The 11,761-nt window shown below is 62.5% G+C and carries 8 protein-coding genes; 5 read left to right on the forward strand and 3 right to left on the reverse strand.

Annotation, left to right across the window (positions count from 1 at the left end):
• Positions 1 to 9 precede the first annotated feature (9 nt).
• On the forward strand, positions 10 to 564 hold the full coding sequence (locus AC1DMA_RS06765) for a carboxymuconolactone decarboxylase family protein (protein WP_478143677.1): 555 nt from the start codon (positions 10 to 12) through the stop codon (positions 562 to 564).
• A gap of 105 nt (positions 565 to 669) precedes the next feature.
• Positions 670 to 996: an EthD family reductase gene (locus AC1DMA_RS06770; protein WP_478143678.1), complete on the forward strand. Its 327-nt coding sequence runs from the start codon at positions 670 to 672 to the stop codon at positions 994 to 996.
• A gap of 675 nt (positions 997 to 1,671) precedes the next feature.
• Here the strand turns inward: AC1DMA_RS06770 and AC1DMA_RS06775 are convergent.
• Entirely contained in the window at positions 1,672 to 1,824 is a 153-nt protein-coding gene (locus AC1DMA_RS06775) for a hypothetical protein (RefSeq protein ID WP_478143679.1), read from the reverse strand.
• Between the two features lie 679 nt (positions 1,825 to 2,503).
• Here AC1DMA_RS06775 and AC1DMA_RS06780 point away from each other — a divergent pair.
• A complete protein-coding gene (locus AC1DMA_RS06780) occupies positions 2,504 to 3,223 on the forward strand; it encodes a hypothetical protein (RefSeq protein ID WP_478124353.1) in 720 nt (239 codons plus the stop codon).
• A gap of 125 nt (positions 3,224 to 3,348) precedes the next feature.
• Here the strand turns inward: AC1DMA_RS06780 and AC1DMA_RS06785 are convergent, their stop codons facing one another.
• Both AC1DMA_RS06785 and AC1DMA_RS06790 read right to left on the reverse strand, forming a co-directional pair.
• The gene (locus tag AC1DMA_RS06785) at positions 3,349 to 4,398 is read right to left on the reverse strand and encodes a ParB/RepB/Spo0J family partition protein (RefSeq protein ID WP_478143680.1); all 1,050 of its coding nucleotides are present in this window, start codon (positions 4,396 to 4,398) and stop codon (positions 3,349 to 3,351) included.
• A 1-nt stretch (position 4,399) separates the two neighbouring features.
• Positions 4,400 to 5,707: a ParA family protein gene (locus AC1DMA_RS06790; protein WP_478124355.1), complete on the reverse strand. Its 1,308-nt coding sequence runs from the start codon at positions 5,705 to 5,707 to the stop codon at positions 4,400 to 4,402.
• A gap of 511 nt (positions 5,708 to 6,218) precedes the next feature.
• Here AC1DMA_RS06790 and AC1DMA_RS06795 point away from each other — a divergent pair.
• Positions 6,219 to 7,592 carry a hypothetical protein gene (locus tag AC1DMA_RS06795; protein ID WP_478143681.1) on the forward strand — a complete coding sequence of 458 codons (1,374 nt, stop codon included), beginning with the start codon at positions 6,219 to 6,221 and terminating at the stop codon, positions 7,590 to 7,592.
• Between the two features lie 108 nt (positions 7,593 to 7,700).
• Complete coding sequence (locus AC1DMA_RS06800; RefSeq protein WP_478143682.1) at positions 7,701 to 11,729, forward strand: Pls/PosA family non-ribosomal peptide synthetase; 4,029 nt, start codon at positions 7,701 to 7,703, stop codon at positions 11,727 to 11,729.
• Positions 11,730 to 11,761: the final 32 nt, after the last annotated feature.

Consider the following 11,761-nt stretch of genomic DNA (forward strand, 5'->3'; position numbering starts at 1 on the left):
GAGCAAGCCATGACTGTTCGTATCGCTCCCGCGGAGCCACCTTTCCCCGCCGGTATCCAATCTTCGCTTGACGGCCTCATGCGTGGAAAGTCGCCCCTGGTGCTCTTTACCACGCTCGCGAGGGACCCTCGCCTTTTCCAGAAGTTCTTCGCGGGCGGGCTGCTTGACCGTGGAAACCTAACGTTGCGACAGCGCGAACTCGTCATCGCGCGCACCACGGCGCTGTGTGGGTCGGAATACGAATGGGGCGTCCACATCGCACTGTTCGCATCGCACGCCCGATTCGATGAAGCGCAGATCCTTTCGCTCGCCTCCGGACAACCGCGAGATACCTGCTGGCAGGATGAGGACAGGCTGCTGTTAGAGCTTTGCGACATGCTTCACGCCAACTGCACTGTCGACGACGCTCTATGGCAGTCGCTGAAGACAGCGTTCAGCGACGAGGGCATTCTCGAGTTGCTCATGCTGGCAGGCTTCTATCGCACCGTCAGCTATCTGACAAACGCTCTGCGCTTGCCGGCCGAGCCAGGCTCGGCAACCTTTCCCTCGACTTACGGCGGCTAAGCCCCCTTCGTGCCCTGTCGCTTGAAACAAGTGGGAGGTCGCCAGCCAAGCCTTCGAAGTTCGTCGCGAGTGGCGGACGACGGCAATGATGACAAGGAGAACCGAATGATCGAAGTCACTGTGATGTACCCGTGCGCCGAAGGCGCGCGCTTCGACCACGCCTACTACCGCGACCGGCACATGCCGATGGTGAAGGCCAGGCTGGGCAGTGCATGCGCCTACTACACCGTCGAAAAAGGCCTGGCCGGCCGAGCACCAGGTTCACCGCCCGCCTTCGTGGCGACGTGCGCGTTCATCTGTAATTCGGCCGAAGGCTACCTTGCCGCAAGCCAGGAGAACGGCGCCGAGATCAGGGGCGATATCGCCAACTACACCGACATCGTGCCGGTGATCCAGATAAGCGAGGTCGTCGTCGAGCGGTCGGATCGTTGAACGGACCAGGTCGATCAAGGCCAGCTGGACTGATTTTCAATCTGGCTCCGAGGCTTGTCGCAATATGGGCGCCTAGCTTGAGTTAGACCTGCCGCTTGAAGCAGTAGTGTCGCGCGCGTTCATCGCCGACCTCGTCGTCGTCAATTCGAAGAGGTTGGGCCGTGTCGGGTGCGCGCGGTTCCTTGTCGATGAACGGAAGCAGTAACTGTCATTGATTCCTCGATCGAATCCAAGGCAACCCAGCCTTCGCAACCAGCGTTCGTGATCTCGGCTGCGTAACATGGGCGCAACGTGCCAACGCTTGGCGCCGGTTTTGCTCGGTCGCTTTGAACTCGGCCAAGCGAATCACCTCGTGGCCACCATCGGCATCATGTGAGCAAGAACATGCGAGCCTCAATCGCCGGGCTGAGGCGCTGGGGCTCGCCCTCCCCGCCCCCGCAAGCTACGCGGCCCTATCGCTTCTCTGCTTCGCTTCGGAACGCCTTCAGCGCGTCGTTGGACACGCCAGGCAGCGCCTGCGGCGGCGAAAGACACCCACTTCGGATCGGCCGGGATCAGCCGTGCGCTCTTCTTGCTTGAAGAATCCGCCCTCCTTGGCAGCTCACAAGAACTTTCACGACGGTTTAACGGGCGCGATCGTTGCAGCGGTTCTAGCTGCTGCAACTCGCTCTCTCGCTAGGCGCCGGCGGCGTTCGACTTCAAAAGACGCGCACTCCTCAACGGGTTTTTGTCGCCCCGCAGCGCCTGCGCGCGCCAAGCGGCGGCGATTTGTTTCCGGCGCTCCCCGTCGAGACTGGCGATCTCGCGCGACGTGGGCAGACTGGCCATTCGGAAAATGATATCGATTAAAACCTGGACAGTTGAGCAACCGCTTGTCAGTACGCCCTCTGGGCAGAGATTTAGGCATCCGCGCTAGGAAAATCTTTCGTTTGGCGCCAGGTTAAAAGTGCCACGCCTGTTCTATTCGCCCGGTTCGAGCCCCTGAGTTCACCATCTAGTCAGATTTGCGGCATTGGGACCTGATGCCCCTTGGGCCGTCTGTACGAGGCACCGGACTCGTCAGTCCAAAGGATTCAAGTCGCCGAATCGGGGATTCTTTGATGTTCGTGGTTGCTTTAGTGTTTGGGGATCGCCATTCAGCGCGATCGAGCCCTGTGGGGAACGCCACTCTGCGGCGATTTCGCTTCGTGAAAAATGAGGTGAAATGTTGGCCGACTCGCACGGGAATGATGTCGCACGACACGATTAGAAGCTGGACATTTCCAAACCAACGCCGTGAAACAATTTCCGTGCCCCGGTAGGCAAGTTAATGAGGCTGTTTTCTGAACAAAAACAACGAGTTAGCACTCAATTTTGATTTTCCGCTGGCGATGTTTCACGCAAATGCCTTATTTGCCGGGACATGGGTCCAAGTTCAATCCATAATTTGGTTACTGAATAACCTATTGCTCCTATGCCATCTCCAAACGGACCGAATCCTGGGGTTGAGAATCCCTCCTGGGCGCCGGTGATCAGCATCGTCGACCTCGGCCGAATTCTCATGCTCCTGCATGGGGCCAATGCCCCATCGATGGCCACGCTCAAGAAATGGAGCGCCAGCGGCGAATTTCGAAATTGCTTGCTAACCGCAGATGATGCATTCGGAGGACGTACAGACCCCGCGCGTACGGAGAGGGAAGGAACATCTCCGCGCGCACGTCCCGGGCGCCCGGGTCTGCGGCTAAGCACCGATAGAGCGATCGCGCGTGTCTATGAACTATGGCCACAATTGGTGGAGAGTTCTTCCCCTGCTGCTGTCTTCGAGCAAGCAGTCGCTCGAACGGCGGACCAACTCGTCGCCGCCATTCGGCCGTTGATTCACGATGCATCTTCAACGTCGCAAACACCACGAGTTGAACACCCGAGACTCGGTGCGCCGCACCAAAGTGCCAGCCAAGAATGGCAGCAGCGCATCGAAGAGGCGGTTTCGTTGCTGGGTCGGGACATGCGTGAACTGCGCCGCGAGATGGCGCAGTTCACGGCCTTGCGCAACAACCTGATCACACGGCTGGATGAAGTGGTCGCACGTTCTCGGGAGTCCTTGCTTGCGGGGCCGCGAGCAGAAGCGGGCACTGACCCGATCGTCGAAGCTCGGCGCGACAGAGACATGGGTGTCCTCAAGTCGACCATCGATCAAATTCGATCGACGCTCGAACGGATCGAGACATCAAACCGTGGATCTCGTTGAGGGGTGTAGTACGGTACTACGCGCTGCAGGCGCCGGTCGATCGGAAGCGCCGTAGTACGGTACTACACCTGACCAACCCAAAAGAAAAGGCGCCAAGCGGCGCCTTTTCCTTTGGGTTTCATCGCTCAACCGGCAGCCGCGAAGTCTTCTAAAAGCCGTGCAAGTTCCACTTGGCGCGCGGCACTCAGCGCCACATGAATGCGAACCGAGGCTCGTCCATCCTTGTCGATCTTCATGGTCGCCACGGTCTCGCCGTCCTTGGCGAAGGACTGAATCGATGGGTGTGAAGGAGCACGCATGACCGATTCGCTGGTGGAGGTGAGCCTTGCGAAAATGTCCTTCGCACTCATTGAGCCACGGTTCATGGCAATCTCCGCGGCTCGCGACTCCACCACCGCCGGGTCGCGCTCAAGCGCAGCCTTGAAGGCGGTCGACCACCGAAACTGCAAATCAAGGGGTGACGCAAAGGCGCGCAACACGGCGTCCGGCAAGCGCGCCAGCACCAATGCCTTGGACAAGTTGGTTGCATCGACGCCGATCGCAGCAGCCATCTGGCGCAACGATGGATAGAGCCCTCGGTCCAGCGCCCGCGCGTACATCACGCCTTGCTCCCAGGCCGACAGGTCTGCCCGCTCCCGGTTTTCGCGCTCCATTTCCTCGAACAGCGCCCGATCGTCGAGGTTGTCGACGAAAACCAGAACCTGAAATCCCAACTGCAAGCACGCCTCGTGGCGACGGTGACCAAACACGATCTCATACCTGGGCCCCTCACCCGAGTTCGCGATCGCCCTCACCTTGATCGGCTGGATATTGCCGCCCGCCTCCTTGATCTCTCGTTTCAGATCTTCGAACGACCTGCTCTGAAAGCTCGACTCGTGGCGGTTGGCAAAATCACTGCGGCGAATCAGATGAGGATCGAGAAGCCGGGTGGCCTTGGCGCCGTCCCAAGCGCTGAGCTCGGTCACCGCCTCGCTGAGGCGTCCTTCCAGTTCGACGGCTTTTGCGGCTTGCTGGCGCAACTCGTCGTTTTCGCGCAGAAGTTCGGACCGCTGGTCGTTTGCAAGGGCCATCATGGCTCCGGGGGCCGTCTTCGGCTTCGCAGCCTCCGGATTCGGCGCCGACGCCGGCATCAGCGAGGCGAAATCGATCTTCGATGCTTTGTCCTTGAGTCCCATGTCAAACCGCCGTTTCCAGAACTTGCCGTTCGGCCACCTGTCGCGCCCAGACGGCTTCGATTTGCTGCTCGATCAATTCGCACATACGGTCGTAGGCGACTCGCGCGCGCGAAAAGGTCTTCGAATTGACCGAGCCGCGAGGCAAGTCATAGACGGTTCCGAATTCGGCGCTCGCCGTTGCGGCCACGGCCGTCTTCGGAATTTCGATCGGCAGCACCTTGTCGCCGTAACCCTCGAGCACCCATTGCCGGACCACCGAGCTCGCGGTGTCTGATGCTTCAACCCTGGACAACAGCACGTCGATGAACTCAAAGCTCTTGTCTTTGCCTCGGCTGCGAACCAGCTGATTGCAGAGATCCGAGAACAGATCCCAGAACTGGGCGGAACTGGCGAAGTCCAGGGCCGAGGGCGGCAGCGGCATGATCACTCCATCCGCGGCCATGAGCGCATTGATGGTGACGTAGCTCAGCGAGGGCGGCGTGTCGATCACGATCACGTCGTACTCCTCCCGCGGCAAATCCAGACCCCGATCCAGCACGCGCCAGAATTCAAAGCCCGGGTCCCTGGCCTGCCGGGCCGGCAAATGGAATTCCGCGCCATAAAGCAGGGGCGCCGCGCAAACCAGGTCGATGTTGGGCCAGTAAGTCGAACGAACCGCATATTTGAGGTTTTCCTGTTCGCCGGTGAACAGCGACATGGCGGTGTGCTCGGTCTCGACCTCCGCGTCAGGGAGCACGCCGAACAACGTCGTTGCAGAACCCTGGGGATCGAGGTCGACGAGCAGCACCCTGTGCCCCCGCATGGAAAGCCCTTGCGCCAGCGTGACAGCCGACGTCGTCTTGGCCACGCCCCCCTTGAAATTGGCCACAGTGATGGTGATGCCGGCGGCGCCGTTCGGCCGAAGGTGCTCGGACCGCAATTCACGCGCCCAACGCTGCGCATCGCCCATGGACCATTCGCGGCTGTTTCCGTGGATTTCCCCGGCGGGCAAGTCGCCCCGGGTCAATCGGTAAGAGATCTTGGATTTGTCGACCCCACACAACTCAGCCAATTGCACCGCCTTGAGCGTCGGTGCAGACTTCACCGCGGTCGGTGCCAGCATGGCAGCGCGGATCCGGTCCATCATGCCGGCGATCTTCTGCGCTTGCTGTTCGATGTCTTCGAGATTCTGTCGCCGGATTGTTTGTTTGATGTCCACGCGTTTGTGCCTTGAAAGTTTTGCAGTCGTGCGATTATGCCCATCACACCTCAAAAAACGAAGAATCGCGTAGACACTGCAAGAACAAGCGTGCAATCGGCGGGTTTTCATGCCTTTTTTGACAGAAAACCTCCGAGATTAAGAAAGCATCTTGAATACCTTAAGAGATTAAGGACTCCCGTCGAAGTGAAATTCATCAATGAAATCAATGACTTACGAGATTTTTTCGATCCTTTACGTCCGACTTCTCATCGCATGTGTCCGGGTTTTCATCGGATGTGTCCGACTTTCCATCGCCCGCTGTCCGGAATCTGATCGCCTCCGCCGAAGGTTATCCACAAAGCATGCCGCCGCTCCAGCGGCGTGCAAAACAGCAACTGTCCAGGTATTTATCGGCTGTTTTTTGGCCGCTGGAGGGTACGAGCCGCACCCGGCACGGCAAATGTCCGGGTTTTGATCGCGGTCTGGAGCCATGGACGGGCGCCAGCAAACAGAGAATGTCCAGCCTTTAATCGGGTCGCGCGCCAGCTTTGCGTGCGAACTGTCCAGGTTTCCATCGCCTTAGCGCTGAACTTCTGCGGATCTTGTGTCCAACAGCCCTTGGACATAAGATCTCGCCTTCATGAGCACACCCTCCGCCACACCTGTCGACAAACCGGCCATCGGACCGGGCGTCGATGAGATTCTGGAGTTGCGCAAGCCGCACGAGATGATCGTGATGATGCCTCGCTCCGCGCGCGTGACGCTCACGGGCCGGCGCATCTACAGCGCGTTGCTGCAGGTGGCGCAGACTCGACTGGTCGCGCTGCCGGCCATGCCCGCGGCGGACTTCATGTTCGAGGCGCCTCTGGCGGCCATCCTGAGGACGACCGGTTCCAGCGGCAGCGAGCGCACCGCAGCGAAGAAGTATTTGATCGAGATGCGCAGCCTGGAGGTGGACTGGGAGTCGACCGCGCCCGGCGACGGCGTCAAGTGGCGCGGCTTCTCGATGCTGTCGGAAGTGGCACTGGAACAGCGCCGCGGCGAAAACTGGGTGAGCTGGTCCTACCCCCCCACGATCATGGCCGCGCTGAGAGAGCCGCAGCGCTGGGCGAGGATCGACCTCGATGTCCTGGCCAAGCTGGGCTCCTACACCGCCGTCGCGCTCTACGAGATTTGCGCGCGCTACCGCGAGAATCCAAGCGGGGTGACCAGCCGCAAGCCCGTGAACTGGTGGGTGGACGCCTTGAGCAACGGGCCCGGGCCTGATCGTCGTGAATGGCGCAAGTTCAAGAACGAACGCGTCAAGGACGCCATTGCCGAAATCAACGCCGAGACGGATCTCGACATCGACCTGGTCGAGCACAAGCAGGGCAGGGTGATCACCGAAGTGCAATTTGCGGTGCGCAAGAAGCGCCAGGCGATCGCGCCGCGGCAGCTTGCGGGCGAACCCGTCGATGCCACGCTCGTGCTGCGGGCCGAGACGCTCGGCATCCGCGAAATCAAGCTCGAAGGGCTCATCAAGGAGTTCGGCGACGAGCGTGTGCGTATGCAGATCGAGGTGCTGGAACGGCGCGCTGCCAACAAGTCGTTGCGGAGCATCGACAACGCCTTTTCGTACCTCCGTTCCCTCTTGCGCAACGAGCCCGTGCAGGACGGCGCGGGGGAGGGCGCACGGCCGGCCAGCGCACCGGTCATTCAGGCGCCGCCTCCGGAAGATCCCCCCGCCGCGCCGGCTGTCGCGAGCGTGGACAGCGGCACTTGGCTTCGAGAGCAGATCCAGGCGATGAAGAAGGAAGTCGCCGCCCTCGAACCGGCACAACTGAAGCGCTGGGTCGACCTGGCTTTGCAGGACCTGGCGCGCAAGGGCGCGCTGACTGCAGTCATCAGCCGACGCGCCGCGCAAGGCGATGTACTCCACGGACTGCTGGGTTCCGCCGTTGTGTATGCATATGCGGATGCGACCTACGGTCCGGAATGGAAGGTCGACCGCCAATTGTTCGACGCGTTGCCATAAGTTGCACTGTATGGGTGTCGGCGGCTGCCTTCTTTGGCGAAGCTTGAACGACAATCCAGGCCCGGTCGCCGGCAGACGCATTGCCGCGCTGCCAAGCCCGCACGCCCGATGTTCCGCCCGAATTCCGACTCCAGCCCCCACGCCGCTTCCGCAGATTCTCCCGACATCATTCATGGCCCTGACCGGCCTGAGTTGCTCCGATCCGAGACCCTTGCCGACCTGTTCGAGGCCACTGCCGAGAGGGCTCCCGCACGTACTGCGCTGATCTTCGGCGAGCGGGAGATCAGCTACGGAGAACTCGATGCCCAGGCGAGTCGGGCCGCTTCCAGGCTGATCGATGCCGGCGTTCGGCCGGGGCACATCGTCGGCCTGTGGCTCCCACGCGGCGTCGAGCTGCTGGTCATGCAGCTCGCCATCGCCAAGAGCGGCGCTGCCTGGCTGCCCTTCGATGCCGACACGCCGCCCGAGCGCATCGCTGCTTGCCTGGATGACGCCGATGCTGTCGGCGTCGTGGGTTGCGCAGCCCTGGGGCCCGAGCGGCTGGCGACCGAGCGGACCCTCTGGACGGACGAGATGCTCCTGGGCGGCGTTCAACGAGAGACGCTGCGTCGCCGCGAAGGCACAGCGCCGGATCACCCGGCGTACGTGATCTACACCTCCGGCTCCACCGGCAAGCCCAAGGGAATCGGGATCAGCCAGCAAAGCATCTGCCACTTCCTTCGCAGCGAGAACGCCGTGTTGGGCGTGCGGGAGGACGACCGCGTCTACCAGGGCTTCTCGGTTGCGTTCGACATGTCCTTCGAGGAGATCTGGCTGAGCTACCTCGTCGGGGCGACGCTCTGGATTGCGCCGAAAGCCATTGCGTCCGATCCGGAAGCATTGCCGAAGGCGCTGATCGAACAGCGCATCAGCGTGCTGCATGCCGTACCGACGCTGCTTGCGTTGTTCGATCGCGATGTCCCCGGATTGCGCCTGATCAACCTGGGCGGCGAAATGTGCCCCGCATCGCTGGTCGAACGCTGGGCGCGGGCCGACCGGCAGATCTTCAACAGCTACGGCCCGACCGAGGCAACCGTCTCGGCGAGCATGGCTGAGTTGCGTGCTGGCGATCGCGTGACCATCGGCCTGCCGTTGCCGAATTACGCGTTGCTGGTCATTGCGCCTGACGTGGAGCAGGGGCTCAAATTGCTGCCGCGTGGCGAGGTTGGCGAACTGTGCATTGCCGGTCCCGGCGTCGCTGCGGGCTATCTCGCGCGCCCCGAGCTGACGGCCGAGAAGTTTCTCCCCAACCCTTGGTCAAGCGGTGCGCACGACGATCGGCTCTATCGCACGGGTGATCTGGCGCGCATCGACGAAGACGGGCGCGTGCAGTGCCTGGGCCGCACGGACGACCAGATCAAGATCCGCGGCTTTCGGGTGGAGCTCGGCGAGATCGAAGCTGTGCTGGCGCAGCAGCCGGGTGTCGGCACAGCCGCTGTGGTGCTGCGTCAGGTGGAGGGCGTCGACCAGTTGATCGCCTTTCTCGTGGCGGACAGTGGCACGGCGCTTTCAGCGTCATCGTTGCGCTCCGCGCTGGGCGCGCGGCTGCCACCCTACATGGTGCCCAGCCGCTACGAGGTGTTGGCGCAAATGCCGCGCCTGAGTTCCGGCAAGATCGACCGAAAGACGCTCAAGTCCCAGCCTCTGCCCGAAGCGAAAGGGCCATCCGAAGGCTCGGATGCACCGGAGACTCCGGTCGAAGTGGCGCTCTTCGCCGCTTTGGCAGGGCTCTTTCCCGGCCTGGCGATCCGACGTACGTCGGATTTTTTCGACGAACTCGGCGGCCACTCGCTGCTGGCGGCACGCCTCGCGTCCCTGCTGCGCGCCGATCCGCGCTTTGCCCAGATCACGGTGCGCGATATCTACCAGCGCCGCACAGTGGACGGCATTGCCGCAGCGCTCGAATCATGCGGTGCGCGGCAAGCGCAGCCCGTGCCGGACTGGACGCCGCCTTCGGCATGGCGCCGCTGGCGTTGCGGAGTCGCACAGGCCGCGGCAATCCCCGTATTGGTCGCGATCCGCATGATGCAGTGGCTCGCCCCGTTCTTCACGTATCACTTCTATACAGGCGGGGCAGGGGATTCCATCCCCTTTGCGGTGGTGATGTCGGTCGTGGTGTTCCTGGGCGCGACGCTGCTTGAATTCGCACTGGCCGTCGCCGGCAAATGGCTCATCGCAGGCCGGCTCAAGCCGGGTCGTTACCCGCTCTGGGGCCTGACCTATTTCCGCTGGTGGCTGGCCGACCGGCTGGTCGATGCCGCGCCGACGTACTTCATCAGCGGTTCATCGCTGCATGCCTGGTGGCTGCGCGCATTGGGCGCGCGCATCGGCAAGGACGCGAGCATCGGCTCGATCAAGCTGCGCGCACCCGACCTGTTCACGCTCGGCGACCGCGCGAGCATCGGCAATGCCGTGAACTTCGAGAACGCGCGCGTGCAGCGCGGCGAACTGATCATTGGTCCCGTCGACATCGGCGCAGAGGCGCACATTGGCTCCTACGCCGTGCTGGAAGGCAACACGCGCGTCGGGAGCTGGGGCCATCTGGACGGGCAGTCGGCGCTCGCCGATGGGCAGACAGTGCCTGCAGGGCGCATCTGGAGCGGTTCACCCGCGCGCGACGTCGGCCCTTTCGACGCTGCCGGGTTGCGTCCCCGCCCACCGGTCAGCAATCGGCGGCTCGCGGGCGAAGGCGTGTTCTTCCTGGGCGGTGCGATGCTGGTGGCGGCCCTGTTCTTCCTGCCGGTGTTTCCGACCTTCATGCTGATCGACGTGCTGGACGACACCGAACGGTTTCCGTGGCTCGAAACGAGTTCGACGGTGTTGCGCCTGTTCAAGTACTTCGTGCTCGCGCTGCCGGCAGGGGCCGTGATGATCGTGCTCACGGCCTTGATTTCCGCGGCCATCCGCTGGAGCGTCTTGCCGCGCCTGAAGAGCGGGAGCTGGCCCGTGCACAGCAATGTCTACTGCGGCAAATGGCTGGTCAACCAGATCCAGGAATCCAGCCTGCAGGTGCTGCATGGTGTGTACGCCACGCTTTTCGCGCCGATGTGGTACCGGTTGCTCGGCGCCAAGGTGGGGCGCAACGCGGAGATCTCGACCGCGCTTGGCGTCGTGCCTGACATGCTGACGCTTGGCGACGACACCTTCATCGCCGACGCGGTGCTTCTGGGCGACGAGGAGATCGACGGCGGCTGGATGACGATGCGGCCGACCGTCATTTCCCGCCGCAGCTTCGTCGGCAACGGCGCCTATCTGCCCGATGGCACCACCTTGCCCGAGAACGTGCTGATCGGGGTGCTGGGCCGCGCGCCGGAAGCATCGGCGCTTCGCAGTGGCGACACCTGGGTGGGCTCGCCCGCGCTGCGGTTGCCGGCGCGCGAGATCGTCAGCGGCCATCCTGAATCGCTGACTTTCAAGCCCTCGCCACTGCGCCGCCTGGGCCGGGGCATGGTCGAAGCCTTCCGCATCGTCGCGCCGCACGCGATGGTGATCGCCGCCGGCTACAGCATCGTGCTGGCCGTGATGCCGTCCGCGGCTGCCGAGCACTGGGGCGCCGTCGCGTGGTATCTCACCGTCGACGGGCTGATCTTCGGGCTCTCCACCTTCGTCTTCGTGGCGATGTTCAAGTGGCTCTTCTTGCGCCGCTACCGGCCGTTGGCGGTGCCGATGTGGACGCCTTTCGTCTGGCTCTCCGAAGCGGCGACGAACTTGTACGAAGGGCTCGCGGTGCCGAACTTCATGCACTATCTGCGCGGCACGCCCTGGCTGCCCATCGCCTTCAATCTGATGGGCGCGCGCATCGGCCGCGGCGTCTATCTGGACACTACCGACTTCACCGAATTCGATTGCGTCCACATCGGCGACTACAGCGAACTCAACGCGATGACGTGTCCGCAAACCCACCTGTTCGAAGACCGGGTGATGAAGATCCATCACGTGAACATCGGTTCGAAAGTGAGCATCGGGCCGCGCAGCACGGTGCTGTATGGGGCGACCGTGAACGATGGCGCGCAACTGGGGCCGATGACGTTGGTCATGAAGGGCGAAAGCATTCCGCCAGCGACACGCTGGAGCGGGAACCCCGCCGCACCCGGCTGAGCCTCTTTCGCCTTTCCAGCAGGCTCAGGCCC

The sequence above is a fragment of the Variovorax sp. 05N34 genome, assembly GCF_056397405.1.

Coding starts and splice junctions, on each gene's coding strand:
- AC1DMA_RS06770 (WP_478143678.1), top strand. CDS start 670: ATGATCGAAGTCACTGTGATGTACCCGTGCGCCGAAGGCGCGCGCTTC.
- AC1DMA_RS06800 (WP_478143682.1), top strand. CDS start 7,701: ATGTTCCGCCCGAATTCCGACTCCAGCCCCCACGCCGCTTCCGCAGAT.
- AC1DMA_RS06775 (WP_478143679.1), bottom strand. CDS start 1,824: ATGGCCAGTCTGCCCACGTCGCGCGAGATCGCCAGTCTCGACGGGGAG.
- AC1DMA_RS06785 (WP_478143680.1), bottom strand. CDS start 4,398: ATGGGACTCAAGGACAAAGCATCGAAGATCGATTTCGCCTCGCTGATG.
- AC1DMA_RS06765 (WP_478143677.1), top strand. CDS start 10: ATGACTGTTCGTATCGCTCCCGCGGAGCCACCTTTCCCCGCCGGTATC.
- AC1DMA_RS06795 (WP_478143681.1), top strand. CDS start 6,219: ATGAGCACACCCTCCGCCACACCTGTCGACAAACCGGCCATCGGACCG.
- AC1DMA_RS06790 (WP_478124355.1), bottom strand. CDS start 5,707: ATGAAAACCCGCCGATTGCACGCTTGTTCTTGCAGTGTCTACGCGATT.